General features: G+C 48.2%; 18 protein-coding genes. 2 read left to right on the top strand and 16 right to left on the bottom strand.

Annotation, left to right across the window (positions count from 1 at the left end):
* Window positions 1–13: 13 nt before the first annotated feature.
* From pstA to HLM86_RS07900, 3 genes are all read right to left on the bottom strand, one after another.
* Window positions 14–877: a phosphate ABC transporter permease PstA gene (pstA, locus tag HLM86_RS07910; RefSeq protein WP_076588489.1), complete on the bottom strand. Its 864-nt coding sequence runs from the start codon at window positions 875–877 to the stop codon at window positions 14–16.
* A gap of 18 nt (window positions 878–895) precedes the next feature.
* The gene (pstC, locus tag HLM86_RS07905) at window positions 896–1,828 is read right to left on the bottom strand and encodes a phosphate ABC transporter permease subunit PstC (RefSeq protein WP_076588487.1); all 933 of its coding nucleotides are present in this window, start codon (window positions 1,826–1,828) and stop codon (window positions 896–898) included.
* A 93-nt stretch (window positions 1,829–1,921) separates the two neighbouring features.
* The gene (locus tag HLM86_RS07900) at window positions 1,922–2,743 is read right to left on the bottom strand and encodes a phosphate ABC transporter substrate-binding protein (protein WP_076588485.1); all 822 of its coding nucleotides are present in this window, start codon (window positions 2,741–2,743) and stop codon (window positions 1,922–1,924) included.
* Window positions 2,744–3,106: 363 nt separating this feature from the next.
* Here HLM86_RS07900 and HLM86_RS07895 point away from each other — a divergent pair, with 363 nt between their 5' ends.
* Complete coding sequence (locus HLM86_RS07895) at window positions 3,107–4,750, top strand: methyl-accepting chemotaxis protein (RefSeq protein ID WP_170882549.1); 1,644 nt, start codon at window positions 3,107–3,109, stop codon at window positions 4,748–4,750.
* Between the two features lie 91 nt (window positions 4,751–4,841).
* Here HLM86_RS07895 and HLM86_RS07890 read toward each other — a convergent pair whose 3' ends face one another.
* Window positions 4,842–5,561, bottom strand: coding sequence for an SDR family oxidoreductase (locus HLM86_RS07890; RefSeq protein WP_076588480.1), 720 nt, complete (start codon window positions 5,559–5,561; stop codon window positions 4,842–4,844).
* Window positions 5,562–5,710: 149 nt separating this feature from the next.
* Here HLM86_RS07890 and HLM86_RS07885 point away from each other — a divergent pair, with 149 nt between their 5' ends.
* Window positions 5,711–6,610 carry a LysR family transcriptional regulator gene (locus HLM86_RS07885; protein WP_076588478.1) on the top strand — a complete coding sequence of 300 codons (900 nt, stop codon included), beginning with the start codon at window positions 5,711–5,713 and terminating at the stop codon, window positions 6,608–6,610.
* Window positions 6,611–6,710: 100 nt separating this feature from the next.
* Here the strand turns inward: HLM86_RS07885 and dsbD are convergent, their stop codons facing one another.
* The 12 genes from dsbD to HLM86_RS07825 are packed head-to-tail and all read right to left on the bottom strand — an operon-like array spanning window position 6,711 to window position 17,495.
* Window positions 6,711–8,468, bottom strand: coding sequence for a protein-disulfide reductase DsbD (gene dsbD, locus HLM86_RS07880; RefSeq protein ID WP_170882548.1), 1,758 nt, complete (start codon window positions 8,466–8,468; stop codon window positions 6,711–6,713).
* Window positions 8,465–9,346: an FAD:protein FMN transferase gene (locus HLM86_RS07875; protein WP_076588470.1), complete on the bottom strand. Its 882-nt coding sequence runs from the start codon at window positions 9,344–9,346 to the stop codon at window positions 8,465–8,467. The genes dsbD and HLM86_RS07875 overlap by 4 nt, the downstream gene beginning before the upstream one ends.
* Window positions 9,336–10,559, bottom strand: coding sequence for a DUF3570 domain-containing protein (locus HLM86_RS07870; RefSeq protein WP_076588468.1), 1,224 nt, complete (start codon window positions 10,557–10,559; stop codon window positions 9,336–9,338). The genes HLM86_RS07875 and HLM86_RS07870 overlap by 11 nt, the downstream gene beginning before the upstream one ends.
* Window positions 10,560–10,582: 23 nt before the next feature.
* Window positions 10,583–11,047: a DUF4266 domain-containing protein gene (locus HLM86_RS07865; protein ID WP_076588466.1), complete on the bottom strand. Its 465-nt coding sequence runs from the start codon at window positions 11,045–11,047 to the stop codon at window positions 10,583–10,585.
* Window positions 11,044–11,505, bottom strand: a complete 462-nt coding sequence (locus tag HLM86_RS07860) for a TlpA family protein disulfide reductase (RefSeq protein WP_245798188.1) — start codon at window positions 11,503–11,505, stop codon at window positions 11,044–11,046. Before HLM86_RS07860 ends, HLM86_RS07865 begins: the two co-directional genes overlap by 4 nt.
* Before the next feature lie 28 nt (window positions 11,506–11,533).
* Window positions 11,534–12,727 (bottom strand): vWA domain-containing protein, encoded by a 1,194-nt coding sequence (locus HLM86_RS07855; protein WP_076588464.1) that lies wholly within the window; start codon window positions 12,725–12,727, stop codon window positions 11,534–11,536.
* The gene (gene tadF / locus HLM86_RS07850; RefSeq protein ID WP_245798187.1) at window positions 12,720–13,298 is read right to left on the bottom strand and encodes a tight adherence pilus pseudopilin TadF; all 579 of its coding nucleotides are present in this window, start codon (window positions 13,296–13,298) and stop codon (window positions 12,720–12,722) included. Before tadF ends, HLM86_RS07855 begins: the two co-directional genes overlap by 8 nt.
* Entirely contained in the window at window positions 13,282–13,722 is a 441-nt protein-coding gene (locus HLM86_RS07845; RefSeq protein WP_076588462.1) for a TadE/TadG family type IV pilus assembly protein, read from the bottom strand. Before HLM86_RS07845 ends, tadF begins: the two co-directional genes overlap by 17 nt.
* On the bottom strand, window positions 13,716–14,447 hold the full coding sequence (locus HLM86_RS07840) for a tetratricopeptide repeat protein (RefSeq protein WP_076588459.1): 732 nt from the start codon (window positions 14,445–14,447) through the stop codon (window positions 13,716–13,718). The genes HLM86_RS07845 and HLM86_RS07840 overlap by 7 nt, the downstream gene beginning before the upstream one ends.
* A complete protein-coding gene (locus HLM86_RS07835) occupies window positions 14,447–15,301 on the bottom strand; it encodes a type II secretion system F family protein (RefSeq protein WP_076588457.1) in 855 nt (284 codons plus the stop codon). Before HLM86_RS07835 ends, HLM86_RS07840 begins: the two co-directional genes overlap by 1 nt.
* The gene (locus HLM86_RS07830) at window positions 15,298–16,206 is read right to left on the bottom strand and encodes a type II secretion system F family protein (RefSeq protein ID WP_076588455.1); all 909 of its coding nucleotides are present in this window, start codon (window positions 16,204–16,206) and stop codon (window positions 15,298–15,300) included. The genes HLM86_RS07835 and HLM86_RS07830 overlap by 4 nt, the downstream gene beginning before the upstream one ends.
* Window positions 16,203–17,495 carry a TadA family conjugal transfer-associated ATPase gene (locus tag HLM86_RS07825; RefSeq protein ID WP_245798189.1) on the bottom strand — a complete coding sequence of 431 codons (1,293 nt, stop codon included), beginning with the start codon at window positions 17,493–17,495 and terminating at the stop codon, window positions 16,203–16,205. Before HLM86_RS07825 ends, HLM86_RS07830 begins: the two co-directional genes overlap by 4 nt.
* Window positions 17,496–17,511: the final 16 nt, after the last annotated feature.

The raw sequence follows: 17,511 nt of genomic DNA, 5'->3' as shown, positions 1-17,511 counted from the left end.
GTGAGGTAACCAATCAATAGTTCGCCGAGTTAAAGCGGCTGGCGATAAACTTAGTGACCATGTTAATCATAAGAACAACGACAATCAGCACAGTTGCTGTCCCATAAGCCTGATTCCACTCATCAATAGTGAACAGCTCAGTGGTTAGCTTGTAGAGGTGAACCGTCAACGTACGTCCCGAATCGAGGAGCGAATCGGGGATACGTGCAACCATACCTGCGGTTAGAAAAACCGGAGCAGATTCACCAATAACACGACCAATACTGAGAATGACCGAAGTTAAGATACCTGGCATTGCACTTGGCAATATCAAACGCCAGATGGTGTAGATTTTTGAAGCGCCCAATCCATAAGATCCTTCACGATAGGTTTGCGGTACTGCCATCAAGGCTTCTTCTGTTGTGCGTATAATGACCGGAAGAATCAAAATGCTCAGTGTCAATGCGCCAGAAAGAATGGAAAAGCCCAACCCCAGAATCGCAACGAAAAACGTCATACCAAACAAACCAAAGATGATTGACGGTATGCCCGCCAGTGACTCGGTACAAAAACGAATCACTTTCACTAGCCGGCTACCGACTTTGGCATATTCCGTCAGGTAAATCGCCGTCATGATACCCAATGGGGCGGCCACCGCGATCGATGCAATGACCATATAGATAGTTGCAACAATCATCGGAAAGATACCGTGCTCTTCTCCGGTGCGAGTGTAATTATCGGTAATAAAGTTCCAGTCTACATATTGCAATCCATTGGATAAAATGTACCAGATTATCCAGAACAAAAAACCGACGGTCAGTGCTGCAGATGCCCAAACAAAACCGTTAAAGATATTGTCTTTAATCTGTCGTGCTTGTTTTAATTTTGCGCGTTCCATACTCGTTACCTTCTCGCTTTAGTTCGCTTTTTCACGATTTAAGTAAAGTAATGCTGCATTGAGCATCATAATAAACGCCAGTAAAACAACCCCTGTCGCATACAGCGCACTGGCATGTACACCACTTGCGTAAGACATCTCAATAGCAATATTTGCCGTTAATGTGCGAGCCGAATCCAGAATACCTTGTGGCATGGCAGGGGCATTGCCCATCACCATGATGATGGCCATGGTTTCACCTAACGCACGGCCAATGCCGAGAATAACGCCTGTCATAATGCCTGAACGTGCCGCGGGAACGAGCAGTTTAAAAATCGTGAATATTTTGGACGCGCCAAGCGCCAAAGAGCCTTCTTTATACGTGCGAGGCACTGCTCGAATAGAGGTTTCTGAAACCGTGATTACCGTCGGGAGGATCATCACTCCCAACACAATAATGCCCGCCAAAATTGTATTGCCTGCTGGCACATCAAAGATGTTCTGAATCAATGGAACAATGATAACGAGGCCGAAGAAGCCGTAAACAACCGACGGGATACCCGCTAATAATTCAACCGCAGGCCGAATAATGTTCGCCAAACGCTTTGGTGCAATTTCGGCGATAAAGATCGCGGTAAGCACACCCACAGGCACACCGACAATCACAGCACCAAACGTAGACACGACGGAGGCAACAATCATAGTCGCCACACCATAAAGAGCGGGTGGCAGCCAGTCTTGGCCTAGCACGATGCCAGACAATCCCGCTTCCTGAAATGCAGGGATGGATTCTTTTACAATAAAATAGGCGATGATCCCCAGAGAGACAATGCCAATAACAGCACTGGTAAGGAATAAGCCATGAAAGATGCGCTCTCTCCAGTCAACACGACGCTGCGTGCGTAAACCAGATTTTGCAACAGGCGATGCTTCAGTTTGCATAATCTTGTCACTATTAGTTGCGATGGTCATAAAATTCTTACCTTTCCGTGAGTAAATGGCTCACTTGAAGTCAGAAAAAGCTCAGCCCAAGGTGGGCTGAGCAATGGTGTAAATTATCTAAGATTAGTTAACTGAGATGTAACCATTGTTGTCGACCAGTGCTTGTGCATCAGAAGACACCATCCAGCTCAAGAATTTTTCAGTTTCAGCAGAAGGCTTGCCTTCTTTGTAAAGGACAAGGAAAGGACGCGCCACCTTGTAAGAGCCATTTTTTACATTGCTGACGTTTGCTTGCACGCCATCGATAGCCACTGCGTTCACTGAATTGTCAACCGTGCCCAATGAAATGTAACCAATGGCGTAAGGGTTAGAGGCAACCATCGTTTTAAGTGCGCCGTTACCATTCGCGACTTGAGCGCGCTGAGAGATGGCAGACACTTTTTTGCCTGAGATTTTCTTTTTCAGTTTCATGATGTCTTCAAATGCACCACGAGTACCAGAAGCAGTATCACGAGTGATGGCGACGATAGGTTTGTCAGCGCCGCCTACGTCTTTCCAGTTAGTGATGTCGCCTTTATAGATAGCCGTTACTTGCTCAGCCGTAAGTGCTTTAAGCCCATTTTTAGGGTTAGTGACAACCGCAATGCCGTCCATTGCTACCGTCAGTTCTTTCAATGCCGGCTCTTTTTCAGAATCTTTCAGGTTACGAGAAGACATCCCCAAATCAGCAGAACCATTTTTCGCGGCTTTCACGCCCGCTGAAGATCCTGGCCCCTGGACTTCGATAAAAACGTTTGAATTTGTCTTCATGTATGTTTCAGAGAAAACTTCCATCAGTGGAGTAACGCTGCTAGAGCCCACTGCAGAGATTGTTTCTTTAGCAGAAACTGAAGTCACTGCCATTGCGCCTAGAAGTGCGATTGCACCGATAACTGTCTTTTTCATCACAATATCCTTAGTTGGCATAATTGCCGTTGTGTTTCACTCAACGGTGCTCACTTTAGAACTGAAATATGACAATTGTGTTTCACTTAGTTGAAAGCTCTATGACAGCCAAAAAATGGCCGATTTCTCATTATTACCATTAATAACAGATCACACACTAATGCAACAAATTGCAAAACTTAACCCACGAAAGTCAACATTAGAGTTTTAACTCAGTGAAAAATAAGCGAAAAATATTCAATATTTTGATAAAAAGACGAACTATTGATTGAAATTTCCCCAAGAAAACTTAGAATCCGCTCCCTTATTCGCTAATGACAGAAAAATCACCTTAATTCACTTCCTTTCATAAGAGGACCAACAATGCGCCAATTACTTAGCGGGCTTTCTATTAAGCTTCAGGTAGTCGTTCCTGTTATCTTCACCTTGCTGCTTCTGGTAGTGGGTATTAGTTACAGCACAACCAGTCTAAAAAATGCCTTCAATGATGTTTCGGCCTCGACGGAAAACCTCATTAAGCATAAAGATGAACTGACCCAAATCATCGACAATACTTATGGAATGAGAATTAAAGCCATCTACAGTCTATTTAGGGCTGATGATGTGAATCAGTTAGCAAGCCACCTAAAATCCAGACAAAATGAAAGCCATCAACTGCTCGAGTCACTCAATGAGATTGAAGGCATGCAACAAGAAGTTGAGTTGATGCACAAAGCCATTGACCATTACGTCGACTACTCGATTAATGTCATGGGCCCATTGATCAAGATCCGTCACAGCAACCAAGATCTCAGTCGGGATTTTGAACGCCAATACACTCAAGCCTCTGCCAACTACCGTGCGGCCGGCAACCAAATGGTCAACGCGATCGAGCGATTATCAAATAAACTCAATGCACTTGCGTTACAAAAAGTAGCGGCTAACGAAATCACACATTCGAGCGTAATGACCAATGCGATCATTGGACTTATTGCTGTTCTCGCAGCGGCACTCCTCATTAGCTGGATATTGGCCGGGATCATAGTAACGCCGATCAAAGCGTTGCAATCGGCGATGCAAGAACTCGCGCAAGGTAACCTTCTGGTGTCAGTAAAAGAGGAAGGTGACAATGAGATCACCGCATTGTCTCGTGACTTTAATAGCACCGTCAGTCAATTACAGCACACCGTTGATTCCCTCGTACGTATTAGTGTCGACGTCGCCTCTGCTTCCACGGAGCTGGCCGCTGTGATGACTCAGTCAAGCGTCAATTCTGATCAGGAAAAAAATGAAGTCGAACAAGTTGCCTCAGCGATCAACCAGATGGAAAGCACGGCCACTGAAGTGACGCTCAGCGCAAGTCATGCCGATGCTGCATCAATGGACGCGAATAAACTGGCTCAGGAAAACCTAGAAACCTTCGAGGAAAACGCGCGTGCTAGCCAAAAAATGATGGCCCAGCTTTCTCAAGCCGCAGGCGTTGTCAATACGCTCAAAGAGCAATCGGAGCAAATCGGCCAAGTGATTGAAGTGATTGAAAGTATTTCTGAGCAGACGAATCTGCTTGCGCTCAATGCCGCGATTGAAGCAGCACGGGCGGGAGACTCTGGTCGCGGATTCGCTGTCGTGGCCGATGAAGTGCGTATGCTGGCGGCACGTACTCAGGAATCCACCAAAGAAATTCAGACCATTATCGAAGATCTGCAACATCAATCTGGGGTCGCCAATGAGAGTATGCACTCAAGCTTAACGCTGATAGAGCAAAATCAACAACATGCTAAACAAGCCAGCCAAGCGCTCACACACATAGGTACTTCCCTCTCCGATCTCACCACAATCAATGCTCAGGTTGCCGTTGCTTCTGAGGAGCAAAGACAAGTCACTTCTGATGTGAATAACAATCTAAGTAACATTTATAACCTGGTCAGCCAAAACGTGACTGGTATTACGCAGGCCGCGGCGGCAAGCCAAGAACTGTCTTCATTGGCAGAAAGGCAAAGACAGCAGCTTGATTTCTTTAAAGTCTAGCCACTGAAAAAACCTGTAACTGACCGTGCCCTCATCAAGTGAGGTGGCTCGCTTAAAGTGCTGAAGGCCTGAGTAATCAGGCCTTTTTCGTTTAAGGTTGCTGCTTCGTGGGTGCGAGAGCGATTTCACGGATACAGACACTTTGTGGCTGCTGATAAGCAAAAACCACCGCGCGGGCAACATCATCTGGCGCCAGAACTCCCCCCATATCGGCTTTCCAGTCATCGTACCCCTGTTTAATTTCCGTTGAACTCGTATGAGTTAACAACTCTGTTTCAACAGCGCCTGGGGCTATGGTCGTCACCCGCACATTCGACGCCGCCACTTCTTCCCGCACATTTTCAGACACGGCATGAACCGCGAACTTGGTGCCACAGTACGCGGCATGGTTTGGGAACGTCTTTTTACCCGCAATCGAGCTGATATTAATGATAGTACCCGAGTTACGTGCAATCATGGGAGCCAACACCGACTGCATTCCATTCAATAAGCCAAGGACATTGACGTCAAACATACGTTGCCACTCAGCGGGTGATTGGCTATCAAGCGAGCCAAGCAACATCACGCCAGCATTGTTGACCAAGCCGTCTACCGGCCCAAATTGTTGTTCTGCTTTTTCAATCGCACGATCAAACGATGCCTTGTCGGTGACATTAACACGCTCACACAAGGTATTGGGCAAGTCCAACGCCTCAAGACGTTCGACACGTCGTGCAAGCAATAGCAAAGGATGGCCTTGTCGGCTTAAGTGCCGCGCAATCGCCTCACCAATCCCTGAACTTGCGCCAGTAATCGCGATAAGTTTTTTCATATTGTTCCCTTTGGTCGTTGTTTAGCAGTCGGATTGACTGGGATGTAAAGATCCTACGCCAAAATATTTTGTTGATATACATCACCCTTGTTGAAAGACTGTTTCACCAGTGCAACAATAAAGCTATCTCACCTGATCAAGCGATATATATGCTCAACCAAATTAGTCTCTCCGATGTCCGTACTTTTGTCCTGATTGCTCAACGAGGGAATTTCACTAAAGCCGCCGACGCCCTCAATGTGTCTCGCTCTCATGTATCACGTCAGATTGCCAGCCTAGAGAAGAAAATGGGGGTCACGCTGCTGATACGAACCACTCGAACGATGAGGTTGACTGAAGCAGGACAAGCCTTGTTTGACCAGTGTCAGCGTTCATTTGAAAACATCAATCAAGCCTTACTGGCAGCGGTAGATCAAGTAGAGAATATCCAAGGAGAGATTCGCATTAACTGCGTTGGGGGGTATTTGGGGGAGGAATTAGTCGCTGAGATCACCACTTTATTTATGCATAAGTATCCCGACGTTCGTATTAAACTCGATTTTAGCAGCCACCGAATCGACCTAATAGACGACGATTTCGATCTTGCATTTCGTATGGGCAAACTCGATGATGCCGGATTTATTGCTCGCCCGTTACTCGCCATTAAGATGGGCACATTAGCGAGCCCAAGCTACTTGCAGCAATCCGGTACACCTCAGCACCCGAAAGAGCTACTGCAACATCAATGTCTCACAGGTTCCGTGACAAAATGGAATTTTGAAAATGACACCGATTCCCAACATTACGATGTGTTGGTAAACAGTCATTTACAGTGTAAAAATGGTCGAGTACTGGTCAAAGGGGCCATCAAGGGTAACGGCATCGTTCGCATTCCCCTGATCTATTGCCAGCAAGCCCTTGAGCGCGGAGAACTCGTCGAGGTATTCGAACAGTGGACCATCCCAAGTGTCGATTTTTCCGTCATCTACCACAGTGACCGCTTCATGCCCAAACGATTTAAACGGTTCATTGACTTTGTGGTGGACTATTTTGCAGCGTATTCCAAATAATGAGCGCCCTATGGTCGCGATCAGGGCGCCACTCGCTGTCAATCATATGTCGACGGTTATATAAGATCCAGCGGCACCATGACGCTCATGACCCTAGAGGTCACATATGTACAGTCATCGACTGAAATTGTTCCAACCCAATCGCGCCAAGGATACGTTTTTTATCCAGTTCACGACCTTGTGAGTCAAAGAAGAACAAGGCTGGCGGACCAAATACATCGCGTTCAGACAACCATGCCAATTGCTCTGGCGTGCCCTCAGTGACATCAAATTTTATCATGTTCCAGTCAGAAAACTGGCTTTGAACCGAAGGATCACCAAACACCTCTTTTTCAATCACCTTACAAGAGACACACCAATCAGCATACAAATCAATCATGACCCGTTTATTGTGCACTCTCGCCTCGGCGAGCTGTTGATTAAGCACTGACACGGAACGGACAGTGGCAAAAGGCAAGGTTGCCGGTCTGTTGTCTCTCGATTCTGTCCTGACATTTAAAGGCTGTAGAGGATCTTCTGAGCCCGTCAGCATACCGATAAACAGCACCAGACCATAGAATAAAGACATAAAGGCCACCAGTTTTCGTGTCCGTTCCCAACCGGGCTTTGCTGAATCTAATCCACCAAAGTGAATCCCACTGCCAATGGCCAGTAACGCCCACAAAAGCATGCTAACCCAGCCAGCCACAAAACGACTCAGAAGCATCACCGCAACGGCCAGCAATAACACGCCAAAGAGCTGTTTGACGACGACCATCCATGAACCACTCTTAGGCAGGAGTTTACCTCCGCTAACGCCAATTACGATTAATGGAATGCCCATGCCCAACGCCATCACAAATAAAGTCACCCCTCCAAACATCCAATCCTGAGTGGTTGAAACGTATAACAAAGCACCGGCCAAAGGTGCACTAACGCAGGGAGACACTACCAAAGCAGACACTGCCCCCATCAGGTAGACACTCATCAACTTACCACCACCCAGTTTCCCTGATTGGCTATTGAGCCTTTGCTGCAACGCCGCAGGGAGCTGTAATTCATAGAACCCAAACATTGCGAGAGCGAGAAGAACAAAGACCACCGCAAAACAAGACAGCAACCAAGGTTGTTGCATAGCAGATTGAATATTGATGCCCTTGGCCAAGGTGGTGACCACGATTCCAGTCAACGCATAACTCGATGCCATACCCAGAACATAGGAAACCGACAAAGCAAAGCCTTTACGGCCTGAAATATGCGCCTGTCCCCCGATGATACTAGACAGAATCGGCACCATAGGTAGCACGCAAGGGGTCAGTGACAAACCCAGTCCGAGTAGAAAAAAAATCATTAAGGCTTGTGGTCTAGACACACTGCCAAGCAAGACGGAGAGGCCCGCAGTATCTTGAGCAAGTCCCTCTACTTTTTCCCACCATGATGATGACTGAGGCACAGAGGCCGCCTCATCCAAAGCGGGCAAGCTGGGCAGATCTAACCGTATCGTCTGAGGCAAATAACATAAACCTTGTTGCGCACAGCCCTGATATTTCACTTTAAGCTGACCGGCTCCGTGATAGGGGATCTTAATCGTCACGGGCTGGCTGAACACCACGACTTCACCAAAATACTTATCGTTTTTCAGATCACCGGGAATGGAGAATTCCACGGGTTTAAGTGCGACGCCATCCTCTGCTGAGACTTTAAAACGTGATTTATAAAGGTAATATCCCGGCTGTACAGAAAAATGGACCTGTGCACCATCTGCGACCATCTCCCATTGATAGGGAAAAGCCTGTTCGACAGGCAAAAACTCGGTATTTTCCGCCAAGCTTAACGAGGAAAAAACGAATATAAAGAAAAGGGTAATTCGGCATATCATGCAACAAACTCCGTGTCCTGATGAATGGCTAACTGATCGTCAATAAACACCACCCCCACCTCTTGGGGAACGGGTAGGGTAGGATTCAATGTCAATGCCGTGCTGAGTATCCCTGCCTGCAGGGCCGTCGGTGCCAACACACTGACAGAAAGCACCTGAGGGTGCGGTCCACACTGAGACAAAATATGAGAGCAGTTTTGGTCAGAGAATGACTGACGTCGTTCATAGTGAGCCGATGTGGTTAACGCCGCGTTGGCAAGAGGTAAGGAAAAAAACGGTTCTGTTTTATCCTTGGGGTTAAGAACCGCAACCTGAAAAGGAGACCCATCAGGCTTAGAGCCCAACGCGCGAATATCACCACCAAAATTCACTAAAGCGGAAGAGACACCATAACGCTGAGCAATCAGCACCGCTTGATCCACTGCAAATTCTTTAATCACACCACCTAAATCAAACTGAGTGTCACGGTGGGGAATATGCAGCCGCCCTTCATCCACTAACCAAGCGTCGACGCCCATCGCCTTGTGAGCGCGCTGGTACACAGCCTGTTTACTCAGACTAGGGTGGGCTTTGACCAACGCTTTTATCGTGCCGACACAGGGATCAAATGCGGCGCCCGTCACTGCGACCATTTGTTTGACCCACTCAAATACGGCGGTGGCTTCGTCATCCAGTGTCACCCAAGCGTCCATTCGGCGGTTGACCTCAACATTCAGCCATGAATCCGGGTCATAAAAGTTAAACTTCTTCTCCAATCTGGCTGTATTCGACTCAATCCTCTTGGCGATCCTAGCGGCGTCACTGACCGTGAACAATTGAACTTCACAGGGCACCGTCATTGCCGTAAAACGATAGGTAAACGGTCGACTAAAACTCATACGTTGCCCCCACAGCCCACCACTGAGCTTCAAAACCGTTCGACTGCTCATAGTAGGCCCCCAGCACATTCAAGCGCAGCTTTTTATGGACTTTTACACTGGCACCCAACTCGTAAGCATTGGCGGTAAACTCCCCCATCCTGAGATCTGAAGTGGCATAGCCGGTGGCGGCAAACGTCGGCGAATCAGCCTCAGGATCACGGTAGAAATCCGCCCCACTCTGGCTATAGAAAAAATAGCCAGGCGCCAGTGTTAACCAATTATTGACCGTCCAGGACACCTTGCCACCCAACTGATGAGAAGACACCCCCCAGTCATCGGTAAACCATTTATAACGTGGACGAACAACCCATTGTTCAGACAAGGACCAAAAAGCCTGAATATTCACCCCCCCAGACCATCGTTTGTCCGGCCGAGAATCCTGACCAAGAAACACCTCGTCGTCACCAATCGATCCATTACCATCAAGATCCACTTCACGCAAAACAGTCAGGTAGTGATTGCTCAGATAGCCCGAACGATAACCAGCGTAAGCCGTCATCACCATGTAGTAATTCGGCGTAAAAGTCTGCGACAGTCCGGCTTCAATACTGCCAGTAAAAATATCTTGCCAAGACTGGGGGTTCGTGGCTGTCTGATAGCGATCAAAAGACAGGGTTTCATCGAATAACGTCGAGGCCCCTAGGCTGTATGAGCGATTTTTCTGTGCGTCTGCATAAATGAGCGCCTTACCATTGAATCCAACACTGCGGTAATCTTCTTCATTGGAAAAATTCGCACCGAGTGTCCACTCATTGCGCAATGAATCACGATACGTTGCACTGGCGTTAATTGACTTACGCGTATCTTCCAATTCATATTTCTGAACTTTGTAACCACTTCTTTGTGGATCGTAACCCGCACGTATCACTTGATCGGTTTGGTTTTGTGCTGCTTGGGTCTTGCTCGCTCGGCTGTTCGCATCGGCAACACTGCCAACCGGTGTGGTCGGCCCCCATGACGGTGACGCTCCGGAAACCGTGTCATAACCGAGCTCAAGGTTAATGGTCCAATCTAAGCCGAAACTCTTTTCGATCGATAGAATACGATCGCCCGCTTCCACTTTGTCATCGTACTCTTGGTAATTGAGATAATGCACAGAAATATGATCGTCTGCCACTACACTATTGGCCACTGCCGCTGCACTAAGCAACGTTAAAGGTAATTTTTTCATGTGATCTTTTTATTCTTAAATTCTTAGTTACATCCACAACCGCCGCCACCGACGCCACCGCCACCCACAGACCCTTGCTTGTAGGAAAAAACTTTCTCTGAAAACAGGTCAAATTCGGGTACCGGACCTCCGGGCTTCATCTCTTTCTTTGCAAGGGTGCCTTTTTGCCAAGGTTTAACGGGGTTAATTCCCAAAGCTTCATCAACAAAAGCCAACGCTGACGGCTGATTCACCACAGGCTTGGGCGCATCAAGGTGCAAATCATCGGCCGTGGGTTTAGCCAGTTCAACATTGCGTCGAGCGCCTATCTCCGATCGGCCACTGGTATACACCTGACTGGAAATCACCTCTTCCTCTGTGCTGGACGCCTTCTCTATCGGCTCAACATTTTGTGACAGTGGCTTCCCTAAATGGCTCAAATCAAGCTTTGGTGCAGCAGTTGCCGACAACGGTATAACCAATAAGCAAACGAAAGTCGTCAGCCTCATAGTTGCAGCCCCATTTCCGCCAAGTCTTGTAAAATCACGTTGCGGATGTCATTAATCGCACCAAAACGAACTTTGAGCACTTCACCCTGATAAATGTAATACAGCGCTGGCATACCAATGGGTTGGAACTCAGCGATCAAGGCCTGTTCAGGATCATTAACCACCGGAAACTGCAACCCCAAAGATTGTTGAAACGCCAGTCCTACTTCGACTTCTTCATCGACATCCACCCCAACCACCGTGACACCCGTTTGTTTAAGATCGCGGTAAAGCTGATTGACCAATGGCAGTTCATGACGACAGGACACACACCACTCGGCAAAAAAATCCACGATAGTCAATTGACTATTATCAAGTTTTAGCCCAGCAGAAGCCGTCTCCGTCAACTTATCGCCTTGTTGAAAAGCCATTGCCGAAAAAGACATCCACAATGTGAATAACCAAACCCATTTCTTCATTATTTTCTCCATAAATTATTGTTTTATATCAGTTAGTACCAAAATTAAGTCGATTGTCGTATTGCACCTCCAACACTTTGGAGAAATAGTCATCCAACTCTTGAGTGTTGGTTGCAGAAAACACCTGACCGCGAGCCTCACCTGCCCTAGCCGAATTCACACAGTCACTAAACTGGTCCAGTCGCCGACTCGGCACACTGAATCCGATAAAATTCAGTTGTATGCCAAACTCATTCGCCAAACGGTCACACAAACCTGCAGACACAAGGTCATCAAACACAGAACCACTATCAACACCATCGGTCATCAAAATCAGTTTTTGGGCCGGCGTGACAGAGTAAGAGTGATATAACCACTCTCGACGCCATGAAGGGATCAGTTGACGAGCGCCCCAAATAACCCCCTGATAAGAAGCCGTTCCACCCGTTGTCGACAATTGACGAATTGCCTCTTTGACCTGATTCATGTCACGCGTCAGTGGCAAGATCGACGCCGACTCACTGCAATCACCAAGATATTGTTCGGGCGCCCTGTGTTTCACAGGGTGTTGGCCATGGGTGAGATCAAGGTTGCGCACAGTGTCATCAACGTTAAACGTTCCACCGCTTTCTTTGGCTAAACCATCGACGCAAAAAATGCCTTTTTCATCTAGCCAAGGCGCATTCTTGACCGACACCCCATCCGAGAAGGGCACCACTGCAATACTGATCGCCCTTTGTCCATCAATCAGCACGTTATCTTGTTCTATGCGGTCAATAGCGCGGAGCAAAATTGCTTTTAATTGGTCAACTGAATCAAACATCGAACTTGAAATATCCAACACAAGTGTCATCTCAGTGGGAACGACACTGGCCGATTGGGAAACATGCGCATGCTCCGTCGATTGCCCTTGAGTGTGGTAAGACGCTCGGGCGAAGGTCAACGATGGAAACAGGCCCGTTAGCTGATAGCCCATCTTAATTTCACAGCCCGATGACGCATCGGCCTGAGTGGTCACTTGTTTAATGTTTGGCTGATAATAATCCAGGTAGGCATGGTTAAGAACTGGGTTAGATCGGTCGGAAAACGCACAAGCGATGGCGGCCGAGTCCACTGCCTGCCCTGCCCTCCCCGACAAGATCACCTGAAACCCAATCATTAGGGTGGCGACCAACATCAGTAAGATAGGAATAAGCAGAGCCAAAAACGATAAGGAGACGGACCCTAACTGACGCTTAGGCATGATAATTTCTCCCGATCATGACCGCCTGACTGCTCATCTTCAAAGGCAGCGCCAGCAGTAACCAATTCACGAGAGGAATATCCGTCTCAAACGGTGCCGAAACGCATAGCGTTACCTGAAATAAATCCGCGGTTCTCCCTTTGAGTGAGGCAATTGGGCTTGCACTGATCGGCGCCAATGCCCCCAAACTTTCAATGGGTTGCCGGACGTCACAGTCATGCCCAGCCCGCTGGCTCATTACCTCAACCGGAGAGCCCTCAGCAGCAAGCCGCATTTCCAATACCAGCCCTAATTTTTCCTTGGGTAACGTATCCGCCAATACTCTCTGAGCCATGCGCAGCAAATCGCTTGCACTGTTCTGGTCATAGAGCATGCGAGTGTGAGGTGGCACCAAGGCAACCGCCGATGCATCCACCATCGAAAACGCGGTGCGGTCAAGCCGGCTTTGCAAGTGTAAAAGCTTGTGCACAACCACCAAACCTGACATGACCACCATTAACACCAGCGCGATGAGAGGCAACTCAATCACAGCGACACCTTTTTGCTTCAATGGCTTACGCATCATAGTCATAGGTCACCAACACCTGTCGGGTGAGCGTCAGATGCTCAGAAAATTGCTCAGATAACCTCGGAATCAGGACAAATGAGAACTGATAGACAATCTGATAGTGAGAGATGATCGCACCAGAAGAGCCAATACTTTTATTGTTGGCTAGAGATTGGATGCTATCAGCGTAACGCGGTTCGCCCACTTTAATCTGACTAAATTTCAATAAGGGGAACGCCGCTATCCTGTCTTGAATACGACGATCAACCATTGGCGATGGCGGCAAAACTCTGACTTCTCTGACTGCCGCTTCCACCGCAGAGTCAAAAATTATCTTGACCCACATCAGGCGCGTAAATTCGAAGGTCGCAAGCAGTAAAATCATCAAAGGTACCAACACCAAAGCAAACTCGACCGTCTGACTGCCCGACTGTTTCTTGACTACCATACCGGCGCCTCCAGTGAAGCGATTCGTTGATAATACTCAAGGTTATTTTCCAACTCCGCTTTACTGAGATCCTGACTGGCAATCGCACGAGCTGCGTCTAAACGGCCCATGAAAGCATAAGATAACGCCAGATTAAGCCGTAACTTGCGACTTGCCTCTCCCCGTTGATAGATAGGGTAAAGGATCTCAATACTGTGTTGCGGCTGACCGTCAAGCAGCCAGCTCAGAGCAAGGTTATTCTTATACTCTTCGCTATCAGGCCTGACAGTCAGCGCTTCCTGAAAGGATTGCCTTGCTTTGCCATATTGCCTGTTAAGTGCATAGCTGACCCCTAAGCTATTGAGCGCGACATCATCCTGATGACGTTCCACCACAGAGTGCTCCAAAGCAGCGCTCGCCAAACTGATGTTACCCAGAGCTAAATGAGCACGCCCCAGCTCTCGTTCAAAAGCCGCGGAAGGCGCCAATTGATGCCCTTTGACCAAATAGTGCAAAGCTTCATCATAGCGAGCGGCTTGATTACAGGCACTGCCTGCCAAGAAAAGCAATCGAGGATCATCAGGGCTCTCCTTCAGCTTCTGTTTGTAAATCGACAACGCATTTTCCGCATGACCATTGGTCATCGCGGTTTGCGCCAATTGAAAGTCCTCCTCGTGGGTGTCTTGCCCAGTCGATTGACAACCCACCGCCAGCAAGCTGAACCACACCCATATCCATGACTTCATTATAATTTCTCCAAGGTCGTAAAAAGGCTCAGAACAACAGGCGCTACGATCACCACCACCACAGGCAGCATAATGAATACGACCAACGGGAAAGACATCTTCGCGGGGATTTTTCCCACCCATTCCTCCAGTTCAAGCAACTGATACTGACGACTGTCAGCGGCAATCAAGCTCAGAGATTGCGACATGGGAGTCCCAAAGGTAAGCGCTTGAGACATGGTCACCGTCATATTGTGGATGTCCGTCAGTTCCAGCCTTTGATCAAGGTTAAGCAACGCTTGTTGTGGTGAATCGAGTACCGACATTTCCGTCGCCGTTAACACCCATTCGCGTGACAAGGCTAAAGACACTGATTTCATTTCTTCCCCAACAGTGCGAAACGCATGTTCAAGGGTTAACCCAGACGCCACACACACGACCATTAAATCCAACGCATCCGGCAGAACTCTTGAGATGGTTTGGCGAATGCGCTGAACTCGCCATTGAAGAGCACGATCAATACCAATGCCGCTGAGCATCGCGATAACGGTGCACTGGGCGAAATCTGACGCAGACCACTGTATGGACTGGCTAAAAAACCAGATAACCGCCGCCAATAACATAAAAACAAAACGACCGATCACAAACCCCGTTTCGGCATAAGGGTGAGTCAGCCCTAGCAAGGCCAGTTGTTTGCGCCGAAGTGGCTTAGATGCCCAGCGCCATTTTTTGCTCACGGAACGGGTTGCCGATGGCGTCACACTGACCTGCTTCAAGCGTTGAAACAGCACCTCTTGCTGTTGCGTCCGTTGATAAAGCAGGACAGAACTCACTAAACCCATCACGATTAAGAGGGCCGCTAACATCGAAATCATGAAAATGTCCTGTTTTTCGTCAAGGAATGTAAAATCAGTCCACCCAGACAAATACTCACCGAGCAATACACCAGCACCGACTGCCCATTCTCCGAATTAAGCAATAATTGCAGCAACGACATATCCGTCCATGCCATGGCCGACATGAGTAGAAAAGGAATGAAAAATAAGAACTTTGCCGTGATCCTAGGCTCAGAAGTCATGCTTTTGACTTTTTTTTGCATCGCACGATTATCGTGCATAGTTCGGCTGAGGTTATTCAGAATATCCCTCAGTTGACCGCCGTTGCTCTGATTGAGGATCAGCGCAATCGAAAAATAGCGGAACGTTCGATACGGAAGACGGACACAAGCATCATCAAGGGTTTGCCGCAACGGGATACCCAATGCCAGATGATCACGCATGAGACTAAACTCCCTCGCCAGCAATCCCGCTTGGGATTGAGCGACCTGCTCTATCGCCTGCGGCACAGAGAGGCCTGCCGACACCGATCGGCTAACCAACCCCAGAACTTGCACAATATGAGTCTCAAATTCCTCGGTTTGTTGTTGGCGGCGCAGTACAAAAAGTAGCGTAAACACTACCCAAAAGCTGGCGACTCCCAAACCAAGCTTCCAATACCACATCAACGCTGATAACCAATGGCCACTTGCCAACATGATCAGCAAAGCAACCACCCCAAGGGTGACTTTATCTTTTTTGCTCAACAGTATTTGGGCACGATCGACGAACTCACGCACACGTCCACCAGAGCGATGCGCTTTGACAATCGAATGCTCAGGTCGCAAAGGAGTGTCAGACCCTATTAACAGCAGGCGTTGCTTAAGCCTAACGCGGCGCTTGTAGTGATAAACGCTGAGCATCATGAGAACAACTAGCCACACCAATAGGATCACTGGGATCATACCGTCATCTCCATGGCCGCTTTGAGCTGAGGACCGAGCTGATAATAGTTGGCTTTCGTCGCAAATGACGGCAGACTGCCCGCACTCTGGTACTTTCCAGACAACTGCCCTTGATGGTCTTCACCCACCACTTCAAATCGATAAAGGTCTTGGGTCACATATTGCTCACCTTCTAGACCAATGACTTCTGTGATTGCCACCACACGTCGCTGACCATCTCGCATTCGCTCAACCTGAATCACGATGTCGATAGTCCCTGCGACTTGACGACGCAAAGCAAAAAGCGGCATGGAAGATTGTGCCATCAACAGCATGTTTTCGATTCTGATCAGAGCATCAAGGGGAGAGTTGGCATGCAACGTCGACAAAGAGCCTTCATGGCCAGTGTTCATCGCTTGCATCATTTCGAATGCCTCATCACCGCGGACTTCGCCCAGAATGATTCTATCTGGGCGCATTCTTAATGCGTTCCTAACCAGCTCTCTCTGGCCAATCGCGATCAAACCTTCTGCATTAGCCGGACGCGTTTCTGAACGAATCACATGTGGCTGTTGCAATTGCAACTCCGCCGCATCTTCAATCGTAATGATGCGCTCATTAGGCGAAATACTGAATGACATCGCATTAAGCAACGTGGTTTTACCTGCGCCTGTCCCACCAGCAACCAAAACGTTGAGGCGACAACGCACAATAATATCGAGTAAGCGCACCATACTGTCTGACATCGCTCCACTTTGAGCCAGTTGATTGAGGGACAGCTTGTCCTGACTGAACTTTCGTATCGACAAACAAGTACCATCCAAGGCTAAAGGTGGGATCATGACATTGACCCGGCTACCGTCATCAAGCCGAGCATCGACCAAAGGCGAGCTCTCATCAACCCGTCTCCCGACCTTACTCACAATACGGCGCGCAAGGTTGACAAGCTGAGCTTCACTGCGAAATTCAATCTGAGTTTTTTTCAGCTTGCCTCGCCTCTCCACATACACTTCCTGATAACCATTAACCATAATATCGGTCACCGAAGGATCGTCCATGAGCGGCTGTAATGGGCCCAGTCCCAGCAGCTCGTCCACCAATTGCCTGACCATAGTCGACACATCTTGGTGGCCTATGGGTAACTGTTTGCTGGCCACAATATCGGTGACCAGCTGCTGTATTCTTGTCTCCAGCTCCTGAGCACTCAGTGTCACCACGACGCTGGCTTCTAGCTCATTGATGATCTCAGCGTGGATAAGATGGTAGTGATCACGATGAGGATCAGCCGTTGCTGGAGTTGAGCTGGCCATGTAATTCGGCACATGA

The organism is Vibrio ostreicida (genome assembly GCF_013074385.2).
GTDB classification, from domain to species: Bacteria; Pseudomonadota; Gammaproteobacteria; order Enterobacterales; family Vibrionaceae; genus Vibrio; species Vibrio ostreicida.
This window is presented reverse-complemented; position numbering and strand designations above follow the sequence as displayed.

Excerpts from the sequence above, each read along its gene's own strand:
- HLM86_RS07860 (WP_245798188.1), bottom strand. The coding sequence starts at position 11,505 with ATGAAGAAATGGGTTTGGTTATTCACATTGTGGATGTCTTTTTCGGCA.
- HLM86_RS07885 (WP_076588478.1), top strand. The coding sequence starts at position 5,711 with ATGCTCAACCAAATTAGTCTCTCCGATGTCCGTACTTTTGTCCTGATT.
- HLM86_RS07865 (WP_076588466.1), bottom strand. The coding sequence starts at position 11,047 with ATGAGGCTGACGACTTTCGTTTGCTTATTGGTTATACCGTTGTCGGCA.
- HLM86_RS07855 (WP_076588464.1), bottom strand. The coding sequence starts at position 12,727 with ATGCCTAAGCGTCAGTTAGGGTCCGTCTCCTTATCGTTTTTGGCTCTG.
- HLM86_RS07840 (WP_076588459.1), bottom strand. The coding sequence starts at position 14,447 with ATGAAGTCATGGATATGGGTGTGGTTCAGCTTGCTGGCGGTGGGTTGT.
- HLM86_RS07875 (WP_076588470.1), bottom strand. The coding sequence starts at position 9,346 with ATGAGTTTTAGTCGACCGTTTACCTATCGTTTTACGGCAATGACGGTG.
- HLM86_RS07830 (WP_076588455.1), bottom strand. The coding sequence starts at position 16,206 with ATGATCCCAGTGATCCTATTGGTGTGGCTAGTTGTTCTCATGATGCTC.
- pstC (WP_076588487.1), bottom strand. The coding sequence starts at position 1,828 with ATGACCATCGCAACTAATAGTGACAAGATTATGCAAACTGAAGCATCG.
- HLM86_RS07900 (WP_076588485.1), bottom strand. The coding sequence starts at position 2,743 with ATGAAAAAGACAGTTATCGGTGCAATCGCACTTCTAGGCGCAATGGCA.
- pstA (WP_076588489.1), bottom strand. The coding sequence starts at position 877 with ATGGAACGCGCAAAATTAAAACAAGCACGACAGATTAAAGACAATATC.
- HLM86_RS07870 (WP_076588468.1), bottom strand. The coding sequence starts at position 10,559 with ATGAAAAAATTACCTTTAACGTTGCTTAGTGCAGCGGCAGTGGCCAAT.
- HLM86_RS07825 (WP_245798189.1), bottom strand. The coding sequence starts at position 17,495 with ATGGCCAGCTCAACTCCAGCAACGGCTGATCCTCATCGTGATCACTAC.
- HLM86_RS07835 (WP_076588457.1), bottom strand. The coding sequence starts at position 15,301 with ATGATTTCGATGTTAGCGGCCCTCTTAATCGTGATGGGTTTAGTGAGT.
- HLM86_RS07845 (WP_076588462.1), bottom strand. The coding sequence starts at position 13,722 with ATGGTAGTCAAGAAACAGTCGGGCAGTCAGACGGTCGAGTTTGCTTTG.
- dsbD (WP_170882548.1), bottom strand. The coding sequence starts at position 8,468 with ATGATATGCCGAATTACCCTTTTCTTTATATTCGTTTTTTCCTCGTTA.
- tadF (WP_245798187.1), bottom strand. The coding sequence starts at position 13,298 with ATGACTATGATGCGTAAGCCATTGAAGCAAAAAGGTGTCGCTGTGATT.
- HLM86_RS07890 (WP_076588480.1), bottom strand. The coding sequence starts at position 5,561 with ATGAAAAAACTTATCGCGATTACTGGCGCAAGTTCAGGGATTGGTGAG.
- HLM86_RS07895 (WP_170882549.1), top strand. The coding sequence starts at position 3,107 with ATGCGCCAATTACTTAGCGGGCTTTCTATTAAGCTTCAGGTAGTCGTT.